Annotated in this window: 24 protein-coding genes; 18 read left to right on the top strand and 6 right to left on the bottom strand. The window is 62.6% G+C overall.

All coding sequences use genetic code 11. From position 1 onward, the window contains the following. Positions 1-449 precede the first annotated feature (449 nt). The 13 genes from TRP66_RS01505 (at position 450) to TRP66_RS01445 (ending at position 12,410) form a co-directional block, all read left to right on the top strand. Positions 450-1,589 (top strand): amidase, encoded by a 1,140-nt coding sequence (locus TRP66_RS01505; protein WP_333399548.1) that lies wholly within the window; start codon positions 450-452, stop codon positions 1,587-1,589. Beyond that, positions 1,576-2,748 carry an indole-3-acetate monooxygenase gene (gene iacA / locus TRP66_RS01500; RefSeq protein WP_333399547.1) on the top strand — a complete coding sequence of 391 codons (1,173 nt, stop codon included), beginning with the start codon at positions 1,576-1,578 and terminating at the stop codon, positions 2,746-2,748. The genes TRP66_RS01505 and iacA overlap by 14 nt, the downstream gene beginning before the upstream one ends. A 19-nt stretch (positions 2,749-2,767) precedes the next feature. Next, positions 2,768-3,130, top strand: a complete 363-nt coding sequence (locus tag TRP66_RS01495; protein WP_333399546.1) for an IacB protein — start codon at positions 2,768-2,770, stop codon at positions 3,128-3,130. 5 nt (positions 3,131-3,135) lie between these two features. Further along, on the top strand, positions 3,136-3,654 hold the full coding sequence (locus TRP66_RS01490) for a nuclear transport factor 2 family protein (RefSeq protein ID WP_333399545.1): 519 nt from the start codon (positions 3,136-3,138) through the stop codon (positions 3,652-3,654). 32 nt (positions 3,655-3,686) lie between these two features. Continuing rightward, on the top strand, positions 3,687-4,952 hold the full coding sequence (locus TRP66_RS01485) for an aromatic ring-hydroxylating oxygenase subunit alpha (RefSeq protein WP_442965156.1): 1,266 nt from the start codon (positions 3,687-3,689) through the stop codon (positions 4,950-4,952). A gap of 18 nt (positions 4,953-4,970) precedes the next feature. Further along, positions 4,971-5,447 (top strand): aromatic-ring-hydroxylating dioxygenase subunit beta, encoded by a 477-nt coding sequence (locus tag TRP66_RS01480; protein ID WP_333399543.1) that lies wholly within the window; start codon positions 4,971-4,973, stop codon positions 5,445-5,447. Positions 5,448-5,456: 9 nt separating this feature from the next. Next, positions 5,457-6,197 carry an SDR family NAD(P)-dependent oxidoreductase gene (locus tag TRP66_RS01475; protein WP_333399542.1) on the top strand — a complete coding sequence of 247 codons (741 nt, stop codon included), beginning with the start codon at positions 5,457-5,459 and terminating at the stop codon, positions 6,195-6,197. 75 nt (positions 6,198-6,272) lie between these two features. Beyond that, positions 6,273-7,232, top strand: a complete 960-nt coding sequence (locus tag TRP66_RS01470; RefSeq protein WP_333399541.1) for a PDR/VanB family oxidoreductase — start codon at positions 6,273-6,275, stop codon at positions 7,230-7,232. An 11-nt stretch (positions 7,233-7,243) separates the two neighbouring features. Beyond that, complete coding sequence (locus TRP66_RS01465) at positions 7,244-7,744, top strand: flavin reductase (RefSeq protein ID WP_333399540.1); 501 nt, start codon at positions 7,244-7,246, stop codon at positions 7,742-7,744. A 167-nt stretch (positions 7,745-7,911) separates the two neighbouring features. Then, on the top strand, positions 7,912-9,162 hold the full coding sequence (locus tag TRP66_RS01460; protein ID WP_333399539.1) for an OprD family porin: 1,251 nt from the start codon (positions 7,912-7,914) through the stop codon (positions 9,160-9,162). A 60-nt stretch (positions 9,163-9,222) separates the two neighbouring features. Next, positions 9,223-10,542: an MFS transporter gene (locus tag TRP66_RS01455; protein WP_333399538.1), complete on the top strand. Its 1,320-nt coding sequence runs from the start codon at positions 9,223-9,225 to the stop codon at positions 10,540-10,542. 21 nt (positions 10,543-10,563) lie between these two features. Further along, complete coding sequence (locus tag TRP66_RS01450; protein WP_333399537.1) at positions 10,564-11,790, top strand: alpha-hydroxy acid oxidase; 1,227 nt, start codon at positions 10,564-10,566, stop codon at positions 11,788-11,790. Next, the gene (locus TRP66_RS01445) at positions 11,787-12,410 is read left to right on the top strand and encodes an NIPSNAP family protein (protein WP_333399536.1); all 624 of its coding nucleotides are present in this window, start codon (positions 11,787-11,789) and stop codon (positions 12,408-12,410) included. The genes TRP66_RS01450 and TRP66_RS01445 overlap by 4 nt, the downstream gene beginning before the upstream one ends. A gap of 21 nt (positions 12,411-12,431) precedes the next feature. Here the strand turns inward: TRP66_RS01445 and TRP66_RS01440 are convergent, their stop codons facing one another. Next, positions 12,432-12,908 (bottom strand): MarR family winged helix-turn-helix transcriptional regulator, encoded by a 477-nt coding sequence (locus TRP66_RS01440; RefSeq protein ID WP_333399535.1) that lies wholly within the window; start codon positions 12,906-12,908, stop codon positions 12,432-12,434. A gap of 49 nt (positions 12,909-12,957) precedes the next feature. Continuing rightward, positions 12,958-13,851 (bottom strand): LysR family transcriptional regulator, encoded by an 894-nt coding sequence (locus TRP66_RS01435; protein ID WP_333399534.1) that lies wholly within the window; start codon positions 13,849-13,851, stop codon positions 12,958-12,960. A 145-nt stretch (positions 13,852-13,996) separates the two neighbouring features. Between TRP66_RS01435 and TRP66_RS01430 the strand changes: the two genes are divergently transcribed. From TRP66_RS01430 to catA, 3 genes are read left to right on the top strand one after another with little or no spacing between them, the layout of a single operon-like run. Next, a complete protein-coding gene (locus TRP66_RS01430; protein ID WP_333399533.1) occupies positions 13,997-15,118 on the top strand; it encodes a muconate/chloromuconate family cycloisomerase in 1,122 nt (373 codons plus the stop codon). Positions 15,119-15,147: 29 nt separating this feature from the next. Further along, complete coding sequence (catC, locus tag TRP66_RS01425) at positions 15,148-15,438, top strand: muconolactone Delta-isomerase (RefSeq protein WP_333399532.1); 291 nt, start codon at positions 15,148-15,150, stop codon at positions 15,436-15,438. Positions 15,439-15,487: 49 nt separating this feature from the next. Continuing rightward, entirely contained in the window at positions 15,488-16,417 is a 930-nt protein-coding gene (gene catA, locus TRP66_RS01420) for a catechol 1,2-dioxygenase (RefSeq protein WP_333399531.1), read from the top strand. 55 nt (positions 16,418-16,472) lie between these two features. Here catA and TRP66_RS01415 read toward each other — a convergent pair whose 3' ends face one another. From TRP66_RS01415 to TRP66_RS01400, 4 genes are all read right to left on the bottom strand, one after another. Then, on the bottom strand, positions 16,473-17,075 hold the full coding sequence (locus TRP66_RS01415; RefSeq protein ID WP_333399530.1) for a TetR/AcrR family transcriptional regulator: 603 nt from the start codon (positions 17,073-17,075) through the stop codon (positions 16,473-16,475). Between the two features lie 251 nt (positions 17,076-17,326). Continuing rightward, entirely contained in the window at positions 17,327-18,478 is a 1,152-nt protein-coding gene (locus TRP66_RS01410) for an alkene reductase (RefSeq protein WP_333399529.1), read from the bottom strand. Positions 18,479-18,596: 118 nt separating this feature from the next. After that, entirely contained in the window at positions 18,597-19,277 is a 681-nt protein-coding gene (locus TRP66_RS01405; protein ID WP_333399528.1) for a type 1 glutamine amidotransferase domain-containing protein, read from the bottom strand. A gap of 331 nt (positions 19,278-19,608) precedes the next feature. Beyond that, positions 19,609-20,757 (bottom strand): metallophosphoesterase, encoded by a 1,149-nt coding sequence (locus TRP66_RS01400; protein WP_333399527.1) that lies wholly within the window; start codon positions 20,755-20,757, stop codon positions 19,609-19,611. 377 nt (positions 20,758-21,134) lie between these two features. Between TRP66_RS01400 and copM the strand changes: the two genes are divergently transcribed. Next, positions 21,135-21,791, top strand: a complete 657-nt coding sequence (copM, locus tag TRP66_RS01395; RefSeq protein ID WP_333399526.1) for a CopM family metallochaperone — start codon at positions 21,135-21,137, stop codon at positions 21,789-21,791. Positions 21,792-21,864: 73 nt separating this feature from the next. After that, positions 21,865-22,686: an alpha/beta fold hydrolase gene (locus tag TRP66_RS01390; RefSeq protein ID WP_333399525.1), complete on the top strand. Its 822-nt coding sequence runs from the start codon at positions 21,865-21,867 to the stop codon at positions 22,684-22,686. Positions 22,687-22,773: the final 87 nt, after the last annotated feature.

The raw sequence follows: 22,773 nt of genomic DNA, 5'->3' as shown, positions 1-22,773 counted from the left end.
GCGAGCACTCGGCGTCAGCGTGTGGGCAAAAACTTCAATCGGATCAAGGATCCAGCACGTTTTTTGGGTGAGAAAACCGGTCCAGAAAACTAGCTTAAAATCAGCGTTAATCAGCCGAAAAAATAATTTTCAAGAGGTTGTTAATCTCTGGTTCTGTTACCACCTGTTCCCGCTCGCGGTAACGACCGGGTAGAACATCGAAAGCTGTCTTGAATCGTTTAAAATACTGAAAAATAACGATTTATCTGCTGGATCTGCCCTGCAAATATGCGATTTCCATCGTGTTACCGTTTTGCACGCTGATGGTGCTTTTACGTGAAAAGTGCACCATTTCTACACGCAAAATATTTCGCATAATTCAATTGACAATTCACGTAAATATGGCGATTTTTGATTTACGCAAGGGCTGCCCGGCCCGGCACCTGATTCCGTCGCAGAGGCGAAGTGGCATGTCGATAGTGATTGAACGATTGAACCTTGGAGGCACCGGCCCGACGGTGATGGTCAAAGACACCCTCGACGTCGAGGGTTACCCGACCCGCGCTTCCAGCCAGGCATTGCGGGACGCTCCTGCCGCCGCGCGTCATGCTGTGGTCGTCGAGCGTCTGCTGGAACACGGTTGCCGGCTGGTCGGCAAGACCAGCCTGCATGAGCTGGCGTTTGGCACCACCGGCATCAACCATCACGTGGGCACCGCCGAGAACCCGCGCTATCCGGGACGCATTCCCGGAGGCTCTTCGAGCGGCTCGGCTGCGGCCGTTGCGGCAGGTCTCTGCGATTTCTCCGTGGGTACCGACACAGGCGGCTCGGTGCGCATACCGGCGTGCTGCTGTGGGGTGTTCGGCTTCAAGCCGACCTTCGGACGCATCGATCGCAGCGGCGTCATGCCGGCGCAGACTTCCCTGGATTGCATCGGAACCTTCGCCGCCGACATTGCGCGGCTGACCGAATCCATGCGCGCCATCGACCCGGGCTTCGGAGAACTGCCGGGGGTCAACGGCGTTCGACTCGGGGTCGTGTCGGTAGACGCTGACAGCGAAGTGCGCGAAGCCATCGACGCAGTACTGGAAGCTTCGGGTTTCGAGCTTGGAGCAGTGCAGCTGCCAGGCATGAAAGCTGCCTACGACGCGGGCATGGTGGTCATCAACCGCGAAACCTGGAATGCCTGCGGTCACCTGCTGGAAACCGGGCGGGTAGGGGCGGACATCGCCGGCCGTCTGCGAGCGGCCGGAGAAACCAGCGACGAAGCGCTGGCCGCCGCCGAGGCGACGCGTCGTGCCTTTACCGCAGAAGTCGACGCTGCGCTGGCCCGGTACCCGGTCCTCGCATTGCCGACCATGCCTGAATATCCGTTGCGCCTGGAAGACGCCGCCGACACCCGGGCGGTGCTGGGCATGACCGCTTTCGTGCGACCCTTCAATCTTTCCGGCCACCCGGCGCTGACCATTCCCTTCGAAGGAAAATCGCGTCTGCCGGTGGGTCTGCAACTGGTCGCCGCCAAGGGCGCCGACGAGCTGCTTTTCGCAGTCGCCACCGAGCTGCTGCGCCGCCTCGATTCCAACGTGGAGCTTTCCCATGACATCGCTTAACGCGGCCGGCCTGCGGCCGACGGCTGCTCTTTTGTCGAGCGAGGCCTTCAGATCACTGCTCGACGATGTACGCGCGCGTGGACGCGACGGCGAATTCGACCGCCTGGGCCATATCGCCCCGGATATCATCGAACGCTTCAAATCGCTGGGCGTGTACCGCGCCTGCGTGCCCAAGCGCTTCGGCGGGGACGAGTGTTCGCCCGCCGAATTCTGCGCGCTGATCGAAGCGATCTCCGCCGCCGACGGGTCGGCCGGTTGGGTCGCCAGCTTCGGCATGAGCCCTGTGTACCTGGCCTCGCTGCCGCTGGAGACGATCAATAAGGTCTACGCCGAGGGCCCGAACGTAGTCTTCGCTGGCGGCATCTTCCCGCCGCAGCCGGCCGACCCGGTCGAGGGCGGCTTCAAGGTCAATGGCCGCTGGAAATACTCCAGTGGCTGTGTCGGTGCCTCGCTGGTGGGTGTCGGCATCGCGCCGCGCAACGGCGACAAGCTCGACCTGCCGCGTCTGGCGGTGATGCCTCAGGACAAGGCGCGCATCGAGCGCACCTGGGACACCGTCGGCCTGCTCGGCACCGGCAGCCACGACCTGGTGGTCGAAAATGTGCTGGTGCCTGAAGAATGGACCTTCGTGCGCGGCGGCGCGCCGAATCTGGACGAAGCCTTCTTCCGTTATCCGTCCCTGTCGTTCGCCACCCAGGTGCTGTCGGTGGTGGGGCTGGGCGTGGCCCGCGCCGCCCTCGACGAACTGCGCGACATGGCCGCCGGACGGGTTTCGGTCACCGGCGCCCCCGCCGTCGCCGACCGGCCGCTGGCCCAGGTCGAGATCGCCAAGGCCGAGGCCGCGCTGCTGGCGGCACGGGCGTTCTTCTTCGACTCGATCGAGGAGGCCTGGCTGAGCGTGCTAGCCGGCGACAAGGTGTCGGCTGAGCAGACCAATTTGCTGCGCCTTTCCTCGACCCATGCCACCCGCGTGGCGGCGGACGTCGCACGCACCGCGCAGATGCTTTCGGGCATGACCGGCATCTACAACTCAAGTCCGCTGGCGCGCTGTGTCAATGACACCCAGGTGGTGACCCAGCATGCCTTCATGGGCGATGTCACCTACCAGAACGCCGGCGCGATCTTCTTCGGCAAGCAGCCCTTGCCAGGCTATCTCTGACCCTTTTCAGGAGCGAAACATGAGCGAGAAAAAACCCCTGCGCGTGCTGTTCTGCATGGGCATCAACCAGAACTTCTTCGACGCCCCGCGTGAAGAGCAACTGGAAGTCTGGGCCGCATTCAGCGCCATGTGGAACGGCATCCACGACCTGCCGGGCGTGACCGTGTTCGGCAACATGGATGACGACCAGAGCATGGTGGGCCCTTCGAACGGCTATCCGTGGACCACCTATCTGCTGGCCGATGTCCCGGACATCGAAACCGTGCATGCGGCGTGCAACCTGTTCCGCACCACGCCGGTAGGCCAGGGCACCTACAAGCTGTGGCGCTACGCGAAAGTCGAGGCCCGCACCGGCCGCGAACTGATCATCCAGCGCTCGTGACCGCCATGTCGACCCTTGCCGAACTCCAGACCCGTCTCGAACGTTTCGAAACCGAACATGCGGTGCGTGCCTGCATGAACCGCTACATGGTGCTCTGCGACGCCCTTGACGCCAGCTCGCCGCTGGACGAACTGGCCGGACTGTTCACCACCGACGCGCTGTGGGAAGGCAAGGGTGCCAGATACTCCGCCAGCTTTGGCGGCTACCGAGGGCGCGAGGCGATTCGCGCCATGTTCGCCACTTACATGAAGACCCCGGCGCACTTCGCGCTCAACGTGCATTTCCTCACCAGCGAGCTGATCGAGGTAGACGCGGGCAGCGCTACGGGCAGCTGGGTGATGTTGCAGACCTCGACCTTCGCTGATGGCGCCTCACACCTTAACGCCGCGCGCCTGACCGTGCGTTTCGCCAGGCAGGAAGGCGCCTGGCGGATGGCCCATTTTCAGACCGAAAACCTGTTCAGCCGCCCGGTCGGCGCCTGGAACAGCGAAGCCACATTACCGGTGCCCAAGAGCACCGAATGATTCCGGATTTTCAGGAGCCAACCGTGAATAACATGATCGATGTCGTGAACCTCGAATGCGATCCCGCCGAACTGGTCAAGCCTGACCGCGTGCATACGTCGCTCTATACCGACGCCGCGCTGTTCGACGCGGAGATGGAAAAGATCTTCTACAGCACCTGGGTCTGGGTCGCTCACGAGAGCGAGATTCCCGACGGCGGCAGCTACAAGAGCACCTACATCGGCAAGCAACCGGTGATCGCTGTGCGCGACCGCAAGAAGCACGTGCATGTGCTGCTCAACCGCTGCCGTCACCGTGGCGCGACGGTATGCGAGCACAAGAAGGGCAAGACCAACAGCTTCGTCTGCCCGTACCACGGCTGGGGCTACGGTCTGGATGGCTCGCTGCGTGGTATTCCGCATCCGGACAGCTATGGCGATTGCCTGGACAAGAGCGAGCTGCCGCTGGTCAGCCTGCGTACCGAAACCTACGCGGGCATGATCTTCGCGACCTTCAAGGACGATATCGAACCGCTGGTGGATTTCCTGGGCCCTGCGAAAAAGTGGATGGACCTGTTCATGAAGCAGGGCGCCGGCTATGGCATCAAGGTCCCTGGCGAACATCGTTTCCGCTTCCCCGGCAACTGGAAGATCCAGCTGGAAAACACTACCGACGCCTACCACTTCCCGCTGGTGCACAAGTCGTTTCTGCACTCGGTGGACCAGCAGACCATGGACATGCTCGATTTCGTCGACGGTTCCGGTTACGTGGAAGACCTGGGCAACGGCCACAGCGTCATGGTCATGATCCCGGATCTGATCGATCTGGAAGCCAACCTCGACGCGCCGATCCCGACCCGTTTCGAGAGCCTGGCCCAGGAGCTGCGCGACGAAGGCATTGAGGAGATGCAGGTGCGGCGCATCGTGCGCGCTGTTGGCGGCTCAGGCTTCAACCTCAACCTGTTCCCGAACATCGCCTGTTCGATGGCGTTCTTCCGGGTGCTGCAACCGATCTCTGTCAACGAAACCGAAATCCACCACTCGGTGATCACCATGGACGGCGGTCCGGCCGTCGCCAACCGCTATCGCCTGCGGCTGCACGAACACTTCCAGGGACCGATGGGCTTCGGTACGCCCGACGACTCCGAGGCCTGGGAGCGGGTGCAGAAGGGCGCCAACGCCGGCGAGGACCTGTGGATCATGCTCAATCGCGGTTTACCGGGCGAAAAGCCGAGCGAGGACGGCCGCGTCAGCGACGTGTCGGCGGAAACCGGAATGCGCGCTGCCTACCAACAGTGGAAAAAGATGATGTCGGCCTGATCGATGGAGACCCGAGACATGAACCTGCAACTGCTTCAAGAAGTCACCGCTTTCATCTGGCAGGAAGGCGACATGCTCGACCACAACGAGTATGACGCCTGGCTGGCGCTGTGGACCGAGAAGGGGACCTATATCATCCCGATCGACCCCACCGAAGAGGATTTCGAGAACACGCTCAATTACGCCTATGACGACGCCCATATGCGCCAGTTGCGTGTGCAGCGGCTGATCGGTGGCGAGTCGATCTCCACCAGTCCGCAGCCGCGCACGGTGCGCGCCGCCTCCAACTTCCGCATTCTCGAAGCGCAGGGCGACACCGTACGCGTGCGCTGCTCGCAGCATCTGCGCGACTTCCGCAAGGACGTGCTCAAGCACTACAGCGCCGATCTCACCTACGACCTGGTGCGCAATGGCGACAGCTTCCGGATCCAGCGCAAGCTGATCCGCCTGATCAACTCCGACGATACCCTCGCGGGCATCGGCTACATCCTGTGAGGGCCTGACATGACGCAGATCGCACTGGTCACCGGCGCCGCCCAGGGGTTGGGTCAGGCCATCGCCGGCCGGCTGTTCGCCGCGGGCTACGCGGTGGTGCTCAGCGACCTGTCGCTGGAGCGTGCCCAGGAGGCGGCGTTGACCCTGGACGCCAGCGGCGAGCGGGCGCTGGCACTCAAGCTCGACGTCGCCAGCAAGGCCGACTTCGAGGCGGCGCTGGCCGCGACCCTGGAACGCTTCGGCGCACTGCACGTGGTCGTCAACAATGCGGCGATGACCATGACCACGCCGGTCATGCAGATCAGCCCCGAGGAGTTCGATCGCGTGCTGAGCCTCAACACCCGCAGCGTGTTCGTCGGCTGTCAGGTGTTCGGCGCGCACATGGCGGCGGCCGGCTACGGGCGGATCGTCAACATGGCCTCGCTGGCCGGGCAGAACGGCGGCACCGCGACCGGCGCGCATTACGCTGCTTCCAAGGGCGCGATCGTTACGTTGACCAAGATCTTCGCCAAGGAGCTCGCCGCCGGCGGGGTGACCGTCAATGCCATCGCGCCGGGGCCGATCGACTCGCCCATGGTGCGCGCCGCGATTCCCGCCGAGCGCATGGACGGCCTGCTGGCCAACATTCCGGTCAGGCGCCTGGGCAACGCGGATTTTCTTGGCGATCTGGTCGTGCAACTGGCACGCCCGGAAGCGTACTTCACCACCGGGGCGACCTGGGACGTGAACGGCGGCCTGTTCATGCGCTGAGTGACACCCGACCCATGATGCGACGGCCGCAACACGGCCGCGTTTACCTTGACGTGCAATGCGGGGGAACCCGAGATGACTGAAGAATTACTCAAAGTGCAGGTGCACAAGCGCCAGCTGCAAGGCGCCGGCGTGGTGGTTATCGACCTGATCCCGGTCGGCGACGCTACCTTGCCGGCGTTCGAAGCCGGCGCCCACGTGGACATTCATGTGGCCCCGGGCGTGGTGCGCCAGTACTCGCTGTGCAGCGACCCGGCCGACTGCGCGACCTATCGGCTCGGCGTGCTCAAGGACCCGGCCTCCCGTGGGGGTTCCACCGGTGTGCACGACACCCTGCTCGAAGGGGCCGAAGTGCAGATCAGCGCGCCGCGCAACCTGTTCCCTTTGGCGAGCGATGCAACACGCTCGGTGCTGATTGGCGGCGGCATCGGCATTACCCCGATGATCGCCATGGCCTACGCGCTGCATCGCCAGGGCGCCGAGTTCGCGCTGCATTACTGCGGCCGGTCGCGCAGCCACAGCGCCTTTCTCGACGAGCTGGCCGGCGCGGCGTTCGCCGACCGGGTCTTCACCCATTTCGACGACGAAGCCGCCGAGCAGAAGCTGGACATGGACGCCGTCCTCGGACAGGCCGAGGCGGGTGTGCACGTCTACACCTGCGGTCCTTCCGGTTTCATGGACTGGGTGATTGGCGAGGCGGCCAAGCGCGGCTACGCCCAGGACCATATCCATCGCGAGTACTTCCAGGTGGAAGTTGACAACAGCGGCGCGGGCTTCGAAGTGGTCGCCGCGCGTTCCGGCAAGACGGTCCAGGTCAGCGAAGGGCAGAGCATTCTCGAAGCCCTCGGCACCGTGGGCATCAAGATCGACGTGTCCTGCGAGCAGGGCGTGTGCGGCACCTGCATGTGTGAAGTGCTGGAAGGCGAGCCGGACCACCGCGACGTCTACTTCACCGACGAGGAAAAAGAAGCGAACGACCAGATCCTGGTCTGCTGCTCGCGCGCCAAATCGAAAAAACTGGTCCTGGACATCTGAGGAGAACGGACATGGTCGACGTAACCGGCTTCCGCAATGCCATGGCCCGCCTGGGCGGCGCTGTCTCGGTCATCACCACCGACGGGCCCGACGGGCGTTTCGGTTTCACCGCCTCGGCGGTCTGCAGCGTCACCGATTCGCCGCCGACCCTGCTGGTGTGCATGAACCGCGCTTCCACCTCCAATGTGCATTTCAAGAATAACGGCGTGCTCTGCGTCAACGTGCTGAGCGCCGAGCTCAAGGAGATTTCCGGCGTGTTCGCCAACCGCGAACTCGATTCGGCGCAACGCTTTGCCGCCACTACCTGGACCACAATGGAAAGCGGCTCGCCGGTCATGCAGCAGGCGCTGGTCAACTTCGATTGCCGGATCGCCCAGGTTCACGAGGTTGGCTCGCACAGTATTTTCTATTGCGAAGTGCTGCGCATCAAACAGGGAGACACCGAAGAAGGCCTGGTCTACTTCAACCGCGCCTATCACAAGCTCTGCGAGGCCTCCAAGGCCGCGTTCTAGACCCGTTTCCACTCTACAAGACCCCGGCGTCCGTGCGCCGGGGAAGGGCTTGCATTGCCCGCTTCGCGGATAACCGCGCCGTTCAGAGCGCCCGCGAATTCACTGCCAAGTTTGTTGATCTGCTCATACCTACAACACCCGGGATACCGGAAATAAAGGAGCGTCACATGCACCAGCACTCTTCGCTTGCACGCGTGTTAAAGAGCCTTGGCCAGTTGGGGGTGGTCATGGCACCGATGGTTGCCCACGCCGACCTGGTGTCGGACAGCCACCTGCGGGTGGACATGCGAAATTTCTATCTGAACCGCGACTTCACCAACAGTGACGCCGCCCAGTCCAAGGTCGGCAACTGGTCCCAGGGCTTTGACCTGCAATTCACCTCGGGTTACACCGACACGCCTGTCCAGTTCGGTCTGGACGTGGATGCGCAGTACGCTATCCGCCTGGATTCCCACGGCGATGACGGGTCCTTGCCGATTGATTCCAGCACCGGCCGGGCGGTGGACGATTACAGCCGTGGTGGCGCCACTTTCAAGATGAAGTACTCCAGGACCGAGCTGAAGATCGGCGACATGCGTCCCGAGCTACCGGTGGCCTGGCATGACCCCAGCCGTCAGCTGGACACCATCTTCCAGGGCGCAGTGATCGAGTCCAAAGAGCTCGACAGCCTGACCCTGACCGGCGGACGTTTCTGGTCGGCGGTCACCCGCGAATCGTCCGATCACGAGAAATTCTACAAGTACGGCTCCACCGACAACCTCGACAGCGACAAGGGGCTGGATTTCGGCGGCGCGACCTGGAATGTGACCAAAAGCCTGCAGGCCAGCTATTTCTACGGCGTGATGCATGACATCTACAAGCAGCATTACCTGGGCTTCGCCCATACCGCAGACTTGGGCAACGGTTTCGGGCTGCGCACCGATGCCCGCTGGTTCGACAACAAGGAAGACGGCGAGGCACTGAACGGCGAAGTCGATAACCGCGCGTTTTCCGGCGGTTTCACCCTCAGCAAGGGCGGCCACAAGGCGAGCATCGTCTACCAGCGAATGTTCGGCGACAGCATCTTCCCGACGCCCAACGGCTATATCCCGCAGTTCTATTTGCTCAACTGGGCTAACCAGCCGTTCATGCGTCCGCAGGAACGCTCCTGGGGACTGGGCTACGGCTACAACTTCGCCGCGCTTGGCATACCAGGCCTGACGTTCAACACGCGCTTCATCAAGGGCAGCGACATCGATCTGGGCACCCGCAGAGGCGCCGAGAACGAGCGCGACATCGCCGTGCGTTACGCCGTGCAGAGCGGACCGCTCAAAGGCCTTGGCGTGGAGTGGAAAAACTATCTGGTGCAGCAGCACGACTTCGGCAACGACTTCAATGAGAACCGTCTGTACGTGACCTACACCTGGAACGCTTTCTAAGGCCGTCGCCTGCATCGAGGCCGCGAGGCCAGGTGCGGGCGACAGGATATCGGAGTTGCTATGTCCTCCCACACTGAACAACCCAGGTCGCTGCGCCGCATTGTCGTCGCTTCGGTCATCGGCAATGCCCTGGAATGGTATGACTTCTTTCTGTACGGCACCGCGGCCGCGCTGGTGTTCGGACCGCTGTTCTTTCCGGCCGGCACGGACCCGGTCATCGGCACCCTGGGCGCCTTCGCCGGCTTCGCCGTAGGCTTCGTGGCCCGTCCGCTGGGCGGCATCGTGTTCGGCCATATCGGCGACCTGCATGGACGAAAGAACGCGCTGGTCATCACCCTGGCGCTGATGGGCATCGCCACCTTTCTGATGGGCCTGCTGCCGACCTTCGAACAGGCCGGTTACCTGGCGCCGATCAGCCTGGTGCTGCTGCGCATCGTGCAGGGCATCGCCTCGGGCGGGGAGTGGGGCGGTGGGGTCCTGATGCTCAGCGAAAACGCGCCCGCCAATCGCACCGGCTTTTATGCGGCCTGGAGCCAGCTAGGAGTGTCCGGCGGTTTTGTGCTGTCCGCCGCGGCGTTCTATCTAGTGCAGATGCTGCCCGAGGACGACTTCATGAGCTGGGGCTGGCGCCTGCCGTTTCTCGCCAGCATCCTGATCTTCGGCGTCGGGCTCTATATTCGCAGGCGTTTGCCGGAGAGCCGCGACTTCCAGAAGGACGTCGAAGCCAAAAACGCCGCCAGGCACCTGCCGGCCATGCAAGTGCTGCGCGAGCATCCCAAGGCGGTCCTTCAGGCCATGGGCCTGCGCCTGGCGGAAAACGGCGGCGCCTATATCTTCCTGTCCTTCGCCATGGCCTACGCCAAGTTCACCGGGTTGTCGACCCAGGTCGTATTGGTTGGGGTGATGATCGCGATGGTTCTGGAGGCCTTCACCATCCTGTTCTGGGGCTGGCTGTCGGATGTGATCGGCAGGCGCGCGGTCTACGCCATCGGCTCGGTGGGACTGGTGCTGTTCGCCTTCCCGTTCTTCTGGCTGATGGACACTCACGACACCACGCTGGTGTACCTGGCGCTGATACTCGGCCTGCCGATCAGTCACGCAGCGATGATCGGCACCCAGCCGGCGTTGATGGGCGAGCTGTTTCCCACCCACGTGCGCTACACGGGGCTGGCGATGGGGCACGAGATCGCGTCGATCTTCGCCGGCGGCTTCGCGCCCCTGATTGCCACCGCGCTGTTCGCGCAGTTCCAGTCGGCGTGGCCAGTGTCGGTGATGCTCATTCTGTTCGGCGTGGTGACGACCTTCACGCTGTTCACGATTCGCAAGGCGCCTTACAGCACCGGTACGCGATTTGCCGAACCCGGTCGCGCGGCCGCCTGACGGGCATTCAGAGGACAAGTCATGCGCCGTTTCTATGCGGGGAGCGATCTTTCGCGGATCCATAGCATCGAGGAGCTTGCCGCGCTGGCACGACGCCGCCTGCCGCATTTCGCCTGGGAATACCTGGCCGGCGGTGCCGAACAGGAGTGGACGCTGGCCCGCAACCGCTCGGCATTCGCCGGGCTGGGCCTGCATTCGCGCACCCTGGTGCCCTGTCAGCCACCTCGGACCGAGCGCCGATTGCTCGGGCAAATCCTGGCCCGACCGATGCTGATCGGCCCGACCGGATTCAACGGCATGCTGCATCGCGATGCCGATATCCATCTGGCTCGCGCTGCGACGGCACGCGGCCTGCCGTTTTGCCTGAGCACGGTGAGCAATGCGTCGCTGGAACGCATCAAGGCCGAGGTCCCGGGCGTGAACCTGTGGTTCCAGTTGTATGCGATGCGCGACGCGGCGGTTCAGGAAGATCTGCTCAGGCGCGCCGAGCAGGCCGGCGTCACGACCTTGCTGCTGACCAGCGATGCGATGGTGCTGGGCGGGCGCGAATGGGACCGTCGCAACTTCGTCCGTCCTCGGCAGTTGTCCGTGCGCAACAAGCTGGACGCGCTGCGTCACGGACGCTGGTTGCGCCAGGTCATGTGGCCCTCCGGGTTGCCGTCCATGGGCAATCTGGATCGCTATCTGCCGGTGGGCGAACGCACTGCGCTGGGGTCGATGAAGTTCATCGGCGAGCAGATGGATACGCAACTGGACTGGACCGCAATGGCCCGTCTGCGCGAACGCTGGTCGGGCCAGTTGTTGCTCAAGGGCGTGTTGCACCCGGCCGATGCCGAGCAGGCCGTCGCGCTGGGGCTGGACGGCCTGGTCATCAGTAACCACGGCGGTCGCCAGCTCGATGGCGCGCCGGCCAGCCTCGAAGCCTTGAAGGAGATCGCTGTGCAAGTTCGCGGCAAGCTGGCGTTGCTGCTCGACAGCGGCATCCGCCGGGGCAGCGATATCGTCAAGGCGTTGGCCCTTGGCGCCGATGCTGTGCTGCTCGGTCGCGCAACGCTCTATGGCGTGGCCGTGGCCGGTGAAGCAGGAGCGGGGCACGCGCTGGACTTGCTGGGCGAGGAACTCGACCGCTGTCTCAATCTGATGGGATGTCCCGATATCGACCAGCTTGGCGCTGACTGGCTCATCTTTCATTCCTCCGATGGCCGTTCCGAATGGCCTTCCAACCTGCTTGCTGGAGTATCGGCATGACCCTGTTCGAACTGATCACTTTCACTGTGCGCGTCAGAACCCCGGCCACGGCCCTGGCGCGCCTCGGCGATGCCCTGCGTGTGGAGCGCGACGACGTGGTGCTGATGGGCTGTTGGCTCTCGGAAATCGGGCCGCAGAACCAGATCGCGGTGCTACGCGGCTTTCGCGACGAACGCGCGCGCCAGGCAGAACGCGAGCGCTATCTGTGCCACAGCGACGCCTTCGGCATTGGCGAACTGCTGCTGGACATGACGGTGGGCGACTACAGCCTGTTCCCGTTCCTGCAACCGCTGGCGCCTGGTGAACACGGCCCGTTCTATGAGCTGCGCGAATACAATCTGGTGCCGTCCGGCCTGGCGCCGACCATGGCCGGATGGGAGAAGGCGGCAGGGCCGCGCACCCAGGCGCAGTATTCGCAGGTTTACGCGGCGTTCTATGCGACCTCCGGCCAAGTGCCGCGCTATCTGCATATCTGGCCTTATGCAACGCTGGAACAGCGTCTGGACGTGCGCACCCGAGCGGTGGCGGATGGAGTCTGGCCGCCGGAAAACTCCGGACCGCAGTTGCAGAAGATGAACTCCACCGTGTACCTGCCGGCCGCTTTTTCGCCGTTGCGCTGAGGGCCACACGGCCCGCTGTGTTCAGTCGTGTGGGAGGTTGTCGAAGATTTTCGCCAGCACTTGGTTGAGCTTGCGGACCTGGGCTTCGGTCAGCCCCTGGAAGCTCTTGTGGAACAGATCGTCGGTCACTTCATGCATGGTCATGAAGGCCTCGCGACCTTTTTCGGTGATCGAGACCTGAGTCACGCGCCCGTCCACTTCGCTGGGGCGGGTGTCGACGAGTCCATCGTCCTTCATGCGATAAACAATCTTGGTGATAGTCGAGAGCTTGGCGATGGCGTGTTCGGAAATCTCGGAAATGCTCGCTTCGTTGTTCTCGTACAGGATGTTGAGCACCCGCCAGCGCGGAATATCGAGGTCGATCTTTTTCAGCAGTTTTTCCATGCTCATCGAGTAGCGGCCGTAGACCCGGGCCAGCCAGTAGAACGGAAACTCTTCCTTGTGGAAGTCTTCGCTGGCCGGGTTGTAGCGGCTCAAGCGTTTCTTGGGGGATGCCATGCTTACTGCTTCCATGATTTCGAGGCGTAATAATAGACTTTTCCAGTAACTACGGCACGCTGTCGCTGTCGTCCATGTTGAGATCATCGAGAATTCCCCGCACGCGACGCAGCAGCGCCGAGTCGTCGCCCGCGCGATAACTCAGCACGATCGGCGAGGTGGCCTGGGTATCGAGCAGCGAGGTATAGCCGATGTCGTCACGATGCAGGCGCTGCACCGAAGCGGGCACCAGGGTGATGCCGATACCCGTGGCGACCAGCCCGATGGCCGTCTGGAGTTCATTGACCATCTGCGCGACATGAATACTCAGACCTTCGCGACGAAACAGACCCAGCACATGGTCGGCGTAACTGGGCCTGGGCGTGCCGGGGTAGAGCACGAAGGGTTCGCGGGACAAGGCGGCCAGCGACACAGGCGTGCCGAGCAGCGGGTGGCCGACGGGCATGACCGCCACCAGCGGATCCTCGCGGATCACGCGCTGGACAATGGCCGGTTCGTCGATGTGGATGCGCCCGAAACCGATGTCGATACGTCCGTTCTTGAGCGCGTCGACCTGTTGCAGGGTAATCAACTCGCTAAGCCCCAGCTCCACGTCTCCGTCGCCGCGCAGACGCCGGATCAGCTCGGGCAGGGCGCCATACAGGGTCGAGGGCGCGAAGCCGATGCCCAGCCAGCGTTTCTGGCCCTGTGCGATGCGCCGGGTGTCTTCGCAGACCCGCCCGAGCTGTTCGAGCAATTGAGTGGAATGCTCATGAAAGAAGCGGCCTGCCTCGGTGAGACGCAAAGGCCGGCCACGGTCCAGCAGCGCGATGCCCAACTCGTCTTCGAGTTGCTGGATCTGCCGGCTCAACGGCGGCTGGGCAATGTGCAGGTTTTCCGCGGCGCGGGTGAAATTGAGGGTGCGGGCCACTTCACGGAAGTAGCGCAGGTGTCGCAGCTCCACGATACCTCCAGGGTATGCAACGAGACCTAATCGATATTGGACCCTTGCAAACCCAGCGTCCAGTCTTGGCACACACCAGAACAACACTTCAAGGATATGCAATGGCCCCCGCAATTACCCCGATGCCACTGCCTGGATGCCGACCATGACTCATCCGATCATCGAAAGCGTCGAGACCCTGATCGTCGACCTGCCGACCATCCGCCCCCACAAGCTCGCCATGCACACCATGCAACGCCAGACGCTGGTCATTCTGCGTATCCGTTGCAGTGACGGCATTGAGGGCGTAGGCGAGGCGACCACCATCGGCGGCCTGGCCTACGGCAACGAAAGCCCGGAAAGCATCAAGGTCAATCTCGACACCTATTTCGCACCGCTGCTGATCGGTCAGGATGCCGGCAACATCAACGCGGCCATGCACCGAATCGCATTATCCATTCGCGGCAATACCTTTGCTCGCTCGGCAGTGGAAACCGCGCTGCTCGATGCCCAGGGCAAGCGCCTCGGCCTGCCGTTGGCGGAGCTGTTGGGCGGGCGGGTGCGCGAGGGTCTCGAAGTGGCGTGGACACTGGCCAGCGGCAATACCGACAAGGACATCGAAGAAGCCGAACGCATGCTCGACCTGCGTCGCCATCGACACTTCAAGCTCAAGATCGGCGCCAACGAGCCGGCGCGCGACATCGCCCACGTCGCGGCCATCAAGCGTGCGCTGGGCGACCGGGCCAGCGTGCGGGTCGACCTCAACCAGTCCTGGAGCGAGGCGGTTGCGCTGCGTGGCTGCCAGCAATTGGCGGATGCCGGCGTCGAACTCATCGAACAGCCGATCCCACGCCATGATCATCAGGCTCAGGCGCGGGTGTCGGCGCGCAGCCCGGTGCCGGTCATGGCCGACGAGGCCATCGAATCGGTCGAAGACAGCTTCGCCCTGGCGCGCGCCGGCTCGGCGCCGGTCTTCGCTCTGAAAATTGCCAAGAACGGCGGGCCGCGCGCGGTACTGCGCACGGCCGCCATCGCCGAAGCCGCGGGCATCGGCCTGTACGGCGGCACCATGCTCGAAGGCAGCCTCGGCACCCTGGCCTCGGCCCACGCGTTCGCGACCCTCGACAAGCTGCAATGGCACACCGAACTGTTCGGGCCGCTGCTGCTAACCGCCGACGTCATCAGCGAGCCGCTGGTCTACCAGGATTTCCAGCTGATGATCCCGCGCGCGCCCGGTCTGGGCGTTGCGCTGGACGAAGACCGCCTCGCCCACTTCCGCCGTGATTGAACGGCGCCATTGAACAAAAGGAGTGCCGCATGCTGTTCCATGTCCGCATGACCGTGAAACTGCCGGTCGATATGCCCGCCGAGCAGGCCGCCCGGCTGAAGGCCGACGAGAAAGAACTGGCCCAGCGCCTTCAGCGCGAAGGCACCTGGCGCCACCTGTGGCGCATCGCGGGGCTGTATGCCAACGTGAGCGTGTTCGACGTCCCCGACGCGCAGACCCTGCATGACACCCTGATGCAACTGCCGCTTTACCCCTACATGGAAATCGAGGTCACCGCGATGTGCCGTCACCCGTCGTCGATCCATGACGACGACCGCTGACCCGAACCTTGAGTCTTTGCCTGACATAAAAACAAAACGAGGACCTGTCATGACCGTACGTATCGCCCATACCGCCGAGCTGCAGAAGTTCCTGGAAAACGCCAGCGGCTTCGATAACGACGCCGGCAGCGCGCGAATGAAAACCGTGATTCACCGCGTGCTCACCGATACCGTCAAGATCATCGAAGACCTGCGGATCAGCCCCGAAGAATTCTGGAAGGCCGTCAACTATCTCAATACCTTGGGCGCCCGGCAGGAAGCCGGCTTGCTGGTGGCGGGCCTGGGGCTTGAGCATTACCTGGACCTGTTGCTGGACGCCGAAGACCAGGAGGCCGGCCGCACCGGTGGCACCCCGCGCACCATCGAAGGCCCCTTGTATGTGGCTGGCGCGCCGCTGTGCCAGAGTGAAGCGCGGCTGGACGACGGTCAGGACCCGGGCGTGCCGCTGTTCATGAGCGGGCAAGTGGTCGATACCGAAGGCAACCCGCTGGCCGGAGCCATTGTAGATGTCTGGCACGCCAATACCGGCGGAACCTACTCCTACTTCGATCCGTCGCAGTCGGAATTCAATCTGCGCCGGCGTATCGTGACCGACGCCGAAGGGCGCTACCGTTTTCGCAGCATCGTACCCTCTGGCTACGGCTGCCCACCGGACGGCCCGACCCAACAATTACTCGACCAGCTCGGTCGTCACGGTCAACGTCCGGCCCATGTGCATTTCTTCATCTCGGCGCCGGGTCATCGACACCTCACCACCCAGATCAATCTGGACGGCGACCAATACCTGCACGACGACTTCGCCTACGCAACCCGTGATGAGTTGATCGCAAGCATCGAGTTCTGTGACGACGCCGCGCGCGCCGAAACCCATGGCGTCACCGGGCGCTTTGCCGAAATCGAATTCGACTTCACTTTGCAGCCGGCGCAGGAGCCCAAGGCGCAGGAGCGCCGGCAACGGGCGAGGGCGCTGGAAAGCTGAGGATGAACCGGCGCCCGGGACGCTGATGTCTGATTCAGCGGGCGCCGCACAAGATTCAGGCGATCTTGAGGAGATGCCGGGTACTGGTCATCGCGGTTTCGAAAGGTTGCAGACTGCGACTGATCTTGACCATGACGCTGGCGCCTACCCACAGCTGATACAGGCTTTCGGCAACGGTGCTGGCGTCTTCGTCGATGGTAAACGACCCCTCGGCCACGCCACCTTCAATGGCTTGCGCGATTCTGCGGGTGATCCCCGAAGTACCTCGCTTGAGGACCGAGCGCATGGTTTCCGAAAGGTCGGCGACTTCGACGCCCAGTTTCACGGCAAGGCATTTGCCCTGGCATTCCTGGAAGGACTGGGTGTCTTGCCAGACTCGCCAGTAATTCATCAGGCGCTCGGTCATGCTTACGCCCGGCTGGCTGAATATGCGGTCCATATCGGCCAGGTAGTCCTCGAAATAGCTCTCCAGAAGCGCCTCTCCGAAGGCGTCCTTGGAACCGAAGTAGTGATAGAAAGACCCCTTCGGCACACCGGCGGTGGTGAGGATTTCGTTCAGGCCGACGGCGGAGTAGCCCTTGGTCGCCATGATCCGCTGGCCGACCTGAAGAATCTCCGCACGGACATCGGACGTCTTGAATCGGGTAGATGCATTCATAGGGTCATTTCACACTTGAGGAATCGGGCAGGACTGCCTTTCGTATCGCCGGCGTTCTATTGAGTCCAGCCTACCAGTTCACAGGGCACCTCGATGATCCTGTCGGGAGCGATGTGCTGCGCCTGGCGGCAGCAGCACCCTAGCAAAAGCTAGACCGATCGTCTAGTTGTCGAGATCTCGCCCATGTATTTGTTCGGGTCAGGCAGATGGTTGTCGAGACACGTCCAGAAGACTTGCCCTCAATATCTGACTCATGACAGCACCTGTTCCTCGATTTCAGATTCGCGATACACCGGATAGTCCGTGAATCCCTGATCGCCGCCGCCGTAAAGCGTGGTCGGGTCGACCGGATTGAGTGGCCAGTCGTTGGCTATCCGTTGCGGCAAGTCCGGGTTGGCAATGAACGGCCGCCCGAACGCTACGAAGTCGGCCAGGCCCGCGTCGACAAGACGAGCCGCCCGAGCCGCGTCGTACAGACCGGCGTAAACAATGCGTCCGCTGAACGCGCGTCGTGCATCACGGCGAAACGTTTCGGGCAGCTCGGGGGCATTGGCCCAGTCGGCTTCGGCAATGGACAGGTACGCAACACCTGCTTCTTCCAGCACCTTGATGGCTTCCAGGTAGGTTTGATGTGGGTCGTCCTCGACGAAACCGATGTAGACCCGGTCTTCACTGGTGCTGGTGAACAGCGGCGTAAACCGGACCCCAAGGCGATCCGGGCCGACGACCGCACTGACCGCCTCGACCACTTCGCGCAGGAAGCGCAGCCGGTTGGTCAGCGAACCGCCGTATTCATCATCGCGCTGGTTGGCGTGGGTCGAGATGAACTGGTTGACCAGATAGCCGTTCGCCGAATGGATCTCGACCCCGTCAAAACCCGCGTCCAGCGCGTTTCGTGCGGCCTGGGCGTAGGTTCTCACCAGTTCCTTGATTTCGGGGACCGTCAATGCTCTCGGCATGGAAGGCTGGACGAGGGTGCCGGCGCCCGGCGACGTTTCGATGAAGGATTTCGCGTTGGTCGCCGGAATCGCCGAAGGGCCGACCGGCGCCCCGCGTTCCGGCTGCAATTCGGTATGAGACACGCGGCCCACATGCCAGAGCTGCGCGAAGATCACGCCGCCCTCGACGTGGACGGCATCGGTGACCTGGCGCCAACCTTCGATTTGCGCCTGGCTGTAGATGCCAGGAGTCCAGGCGTAGCCCTTGCCACGCGGCTCGATCTGCGTGCCTTCGGTGACAATGAACCCCGCACTGGCGCGTTGTTGATAGTAGGTTGCCATCTGCGAAGTGGGCACGTCACCCGGCTGCGCGCTGCGCTGACGGGTCAGCGCCGGCATCACGATCCGGTTCTTGAGGGTATGGTTGCCCAGTTTGACTGGGTCGAAGAGCGAGCGGTGTTTCATGGTCGATTCCTTGGCGAACGTCGGCCGCGCCATCAGGCGTGCCGGTCGTGAAAGGTGAGGTTTCAGGCGCGAACCGCGGAGGCGCGACGGCGCCTCCGGGCAGATTGATGCGCAGGGTTCAGCGGGTCAGATGCTCGACCAGAACCTTGGCGGCTGCAGCCGAGGAAGCAGGGTTTTGACCTGTGATCAACAGACCGTCGCTGACCACATAGGAACCCCAGTCGTCCCCTTTGGAATACAGGCCGCCTTTGGCCTTGAGTTCGTCTTCCACCAGGAAAGGCACCACGTCGGTCAGGCCTACGGCTTGTTCCTCGGTGTTGGTGAACCCGGTGACTTTCTTGCCTTCGACCAGCGGCGTTCCATCCGGCTTTTTCACATGGCGCAGGACGCCCGGCGCATGGCACACAAGGGCAACAGGCTTGCCGGCGGCGAGGAAGGCTTCGATCAGCTGGATCGAATGGGAATCCCCCGCCAGGTCCCAGAGCGGACCGTGGCCCCCTGGGTAAAACACCGCATCGAAATCTGCCTGGGTCACGCTGTCCAGGCGTACGGTGGCGGCCAGTTTCGCGTTCGCTTCCGCATCCGCTTCGAAGCGGCGGGTCAGGTCGGTCTGGAAGGAAGGCTCGTTGCTCTTGGGATCGAGCGGCGGCTGACCGCCGTTTGGCGACGTCAGAACGATCTCCGCGCCTGCGTCAAGAAACGCGTAGTAGGGCGCCGCCAGCTCTTCAAGCCAGAAACCGGTTTTGCGACCGGTGTTGCCCAGGGTGTCGTGCGAAGTCAGAACGATCAGGATTTTCATTGGCAAGTTCCTCTATTCATGAGTCAGGCGGTAATGGACAAGCGTAGTCTTTGAGTGATCTGCGTAGACCGGTCGTCTAGATAGCTGGCAAATGCGCCACCTCGGCTAAGTGAACGTGAGGCCAAAGTATCAGCAATTAGACCAGTCGTATAGTGCTTATCTCGATTTAAATTTTCCAGCGCCTGTGCCGCGCATTCAATCTCATGTAGGAGCCAGCTTGCTGGCGATAAACCCGGCGCCCTGTGCCGACATATCGTTTCTTCCGTGGCCTATCGCCAGCAAGCTGGCTCCTACGCGAGGTGTGAAAAAACGGACTGCACGGTGGCCCGCATCAACGGGTGGCGGTCGCTTGCGCCTCCGACCGCCCGGCGCGCCTCAGGGTGATACGCGTCAACTCCGAAGGAACACCCAGCCGCTGGGCGAAGCCCGGCCAGAGTGCCGTGCCGTTGTTGACGTACAGCCGCATGCCTTGCACGTCATAGAAACCGGAGACGTAACCTTCGTTGGCGTTGGCGATGATCGGGGCCAGCGGACGGATCATGCCCCCGTGGGTGTGACCGGATAACTGCAGGGCCACGCCCTGACGCGCGGCCACCAGCGCGTTGCGTGGCTGGTGGTCGAGCAGGATGACCGGGGCGTCTGCGGGGGCTCCCGCCAGGGCCTGTTTCAGATTCGGCCCCGGCAGACCGGCGCGTGGGGCGCTCAGATCGGTGACGCCGGCCAGGGTTAACAGCGCGCCGCCATGTTCGATGACCGAGTGGCTATTGGCGAGTGTCCGCATGCCCAGCGAGGCGAAGTGCTTCATCCAGGTGTCGTGGTCGAAGAAATACTCGTGGTTGCCCGGAATTACATACACCCCATCCGGGGCGCGCAGGTTCCGTAACGGTTCCACGTCTGCAAGGCGGGCGCTGAGCGGGCCGTCGATCAGATCGCCGGTGATCACGATCAGGTTTACGTTCAGCGCGTTCGAGCGTTCCACCACCGCGCGCGTCCAGGGTTCATCGAACAGTCGACTGATGTGCAGATCGGTCAGTTGCAACATCGTATAGCCGTCGAACTGCGGCGGCAGGCCCTGGATGGCAACCTCGATATCCTTCACAGGGGGCACCCGTATCGCCTGATGAACGCCGACGGCTGCCAGCGTCAGCGCGGCGGCGCCGACGGCATAGCGCAGCGAAAAGGGAACGGTCAGCCACTGTCGGCGAACCAGCATTGTCAGCAGCGTGCCCAGATCGACGACGATCTGCAGCACGGCAATCAACAGGATCGCGCCAAACGCCCAGTTGAAAAGAATGACCACTGCGCGGGGAAACTCCGGCGCGAACACGCTCCCTGACGAGAATCTGGCAAACAAGTGATATTGCGAAGCGAGCAGCAGCACTACCGCGCTTGTCAGTCTGGCAGCCAGAGGCCATGGCATGGGCCAGATGAATCGCACGATCACATACAGACAAGGAGTTGTGAACATAAGGTGAAACATCGATGGCTCCCGTCACCCGGATCTGGGCGTATCGCTGCGCTGAAAGGACTGTTCCAGAGACGTTCAGATCAGTCGCTACGGCGATACGTTCCAGTTCATCGAGCTTTTTTCGGTGCCAGTGCTCTTGAGTCTGGTTTGCGGCGATTTTCGGTTCGAGAAACCGGTCTCCACTTTTCGGCGTTCTACCTTCGGGCGAGGTCGTTCGTGTGAGTGCTTGCGAAGGAAGACAAGGCTCGAGTTTACGCACTCTGCCCATGCCCATGCGTGTGCCGATACTGCGCTTGAAGCTTCCGGCCCCTGTTACATTTCGGGGTTGACCTTCCCACCGTGGTAATCCGTACATTGGCCCACCCGTATGGAGTCAATGGAACCTCCTCATGAAGATCAAAACGTTCAGTCTCCTGCTCATCGCAGGACCCATGGTGATTGCAGGCGCTTTGCAGGCCAACGCCGGCGAGGCGCATCATGGACATGTGATGCCCTCCAGCATGGCCGCAGCGGATAGTCCTTCCACGGCCGCGTATCGTGCGGTGAGCGAGCGGATGCACGCTGGGATGGCAGCCCCATCCACAGGCAACGCCAATGTCGATTTCATGCGAGGCATGATTCCGCATCACCAGGGCGCGATCGATATGGCCAAGGTCGCGTTGCAGTACGGCAAGGACCAGGAGGTTCGCACGCTGGCCCAGGAAGTCATCTCCATGCAGGAACGCGAAATCGTGATGATGAACGCCTGGCTCGCCGAGCACGGTCAGCAAGCAAGCGCCACAAGCTCGGGCGATGCTTCGGCGGCCGCCAACCGCTCCGGTAAAGAGCGTATGCACGCCGACATGACGGGCGAGTTCACTGGCGACGCCGACGTGGACTTCATGCGCGGCATGATTCCGCATCACCAGGGTGCGATCGACATGGCCCGAGTGGCGCTTCAATACGGTCAGGATGCGCAGGTGCGCCAGCTTGCCCAAGAAGTGATCCGCGCTCAGGAGGGCGAGATTGGGATGATGAAGAAGTGGCTCGCTGCCCGGGGCAAGTAAAGGCTTGCACATGTCCCAGGCAACCCCCGCTATGCTTGGGTGATGCGTCGACCGGCAATGACGGGGGGTGAAAATGCTCGACCTGCCTGAGACCACGATCATCGAGGGCAATGCCGTTCGCTGGGGTAAAACCGGCAGCGGGCCCGCGCTGGTCGCTATCCATGGGACACCCTTTTCCTCTCAGGTCTGGCGCCGGATAGTGCCGCAACTGACCGACCTTCGAACCCTGTATTACTTCGATCTGGTTGGGTACGGACTCTCCGAAAAGCGTCCCGGCCAGAACGTCTCCCTGGCGGTGCAGAACAACGTACTCGCCGCGTTGTTCAGCGAATGGGGCCTTCAGCGACCTGACGTACTGGCCCACGACTTCGGTGGCGCTACGGCGCTACGAGCTTACTACCTCAACGGCCTGCGCTACGGATCGCTGACAATCTTCGATGCCGTCGCGCTGGCGCCCTGGGGGTCGCCGTTCGTACAGCATGTACGCCAGCATGAAACAGCCTTCGCGGGGATGCCGGACTACATGCATCGGGCATTGCTCAATGCGTACCTGCAATCGGCGGCGTATCGACCGTTGTCCGAGGAGGCGCTGAATATCTACAGCGAACCGTGGCTCGGGCCGGTTGGCCAGCCTGCATTCTACCGACAGATCGCGCAGATGGATCAGGTTTTCACTGATGAGGTGGAGGGGCTGTATGACCGGATGGACTGCCCCGTCAGCGTACTGTGGGGACAGAACGATGAGTGGATACCGCATGAGAAGGGCGTCGCCCTGGCTCGATTGATCCCGGAACGTGAGTGCAGCTTGATTCCGGATGCGGGGCATCTGGTTCAGGAGGATTGCCCCGAGGCGATAGTGGCGGGGGTGTTGAAGAACCTGTTGACCGCCGCTTAGACATTACTGCCGCTTAGCGACAGATCGCGGCTGAAGCCGCTCCTACGGGTTTGTGTAGGAGCGGCTTGAGCCGCGATAAAACGATAA

The organism is Pseudomonas sp. JDS28PS106, assembly GCF_036706555.1.
Classification (GTDB): domain Bacteria; phylum Pseudomonadota; class Gammaproteobacteria; order Pseudomonadales; family Pseudomonadaceae; genus Aquipseudomonas.
Note: the sequence above shows the minus strand (reverse complement) of the source record. Positions and strands in the feature narration are given on the sequence as shown.

Coding starts and splice junctions, on each gene's coding strand:
- TRP66_RS01440 (WP_333399535.1), bottom strand. CDS start 12,908: ATGGCATCCCCCAAGAAACGCTTGAGCCGCTACAACCCGGCCAGCGAA.
- catA (WP_333399531.1), top strand. CDS start 15,488: ATGACCGTACGTATCGCCCATACCGCCGAGCTGCAGAAGTTCCTGGAA.
- TRP66_RS01480 (WP_333399543.1), top strand. CDS start 4,971: ATGAACCTGCAACTGCTTCAAGAAGTCACCGCTTTCATCTGGCAGGAA.
- TRP66_RS01495 (WP_333399546.1), top strand. CDS start 2,768: ATGAGCGAGAAAAAACCCCTGCGCGTGCTGTTCTGCATGGGCATCAAC.
- TRP66_RS01505 (WP_333399548.1), top strand. CDS start 450: ATGTCGATAGTGATTGAACGATTGAACCTTGGAGGCACCGGCCCGACG.
- iacA (WP_333399547.1), top strand. CDS start 1,576: ATGACATCGCTTAACGCGGCCGGCCTGCGGCCGACGGCTGCTCTTTTG.
- TRP66_RS01450 (WP_333399537.1), top strand. CDS start 10,564: ATGCGCCGTTTCTATGCGGGGAGCGATCTTTCGCGGATCCATAGCATC.
- TRP66_RS01390 (WP_333399525.1), top strand. CDS start 21,865: ATGCTCGACCTGCCTGAGACCACGATCATCGAGGGCAATGCCGTTCGC.
- TRP66_RS01400 (WP_333399527.1), bottom strand. CDS start 20,757: ATGTTTCACCTTATGTTCACAACTCCTTGTCTGTATGTGATCGTGCGA.
- TRP66_RS01460 (WP_333399539.1), top strand. CDS start 7,912: ATGCACCAGCACTCTTCGCTTGCACGCGTGTTAAAGAGCCTTGGCCAG.
- TRP66_RS01475 (WP_333399542.1), top strand. CDS start 5,457: ATGACGCAGATCGCACTGGTCACCGGCGCCGCCCAGGGGTTGGGTCAG.
- TRP66_RS01490 (WP_333399545.1), top strand. CDS start 3,136: ATGTCGACCCTTGCCGAACTCCAGACCCGTCTCGAACGTTTCGAAACC.
- TRP66_RS01485 (WP_442965156.1), top strand. CDS start 3,687: ATGATCGATGTCGTGAACCTCGAATGCGATCCCGCCGAACTGGTCAAG.
- TRP66_RS01470 (WP_333399541.1), top strand. CDS start 6,273: ATGACTGAAGAATTACTCAAAGTGCAGGTGCACAAGCGCCAGCTGCAA.
- TRP66_RS01415 (WP_333399530.1), bottom strand. CDS start 17,075: ATGAATGCATCTACCCGATTCAAGACGTCCGATGTCCGTGCGGAGATT.
- TRP66_RS01410 (WP_333399529.1), bottom strand. CDS start 18,478: ATGAAACACCGCTCGCTCTTCGACCCAGTCAAACTGGGCAACCATACC.
- copM (WP_333399526.1), top strand. CDS start 21,135: ATGAAGATCAAAACGTTCAGTCTCCTGCTCATCGCAGGACCCATGGTG.
- TRP66_RS01430 (WP_333399533.1), top strand. CDS start 13,997: ATGACTCATCCGATCATCGAAAGCGTCGAGACCCTGATCGTCGACCTG.
- TRP66_RS01465 (WP_333399540.1), top strand. CDS start 7,244: ATGGTCGACGTAACCGGCTTCCGCAATGCCATGGCCCGCCTGGGCGGC.
- catC (WP_333399532.1), top strand. CDS start 15,148: ATGCTGTTCCATGTCCGCATGACCGTGAAACTGCCGGTCGATATGCCC.
- TRP66_RS01455 (WP_333399538.1), top strand. CDS start 9,223: ATGTCCTCCCACACTGAACAACCCAGGTCGCTGCGCCGCATTGTCGTC.
- TRP66_RS01445 (WP_333399536.1), top strand. CDS start 11,787: ATGACCCTGTTCGAACTGATCACTTTCACTGTGCGCGTCAGAACCCCG.
- TRP66_RS01405 (WP_333399528.1), bottom strand. CDS start 19,277: ATGAAAATCCTGATCGTTCTGACTTCGCACGACACCCTGGGCAACACC.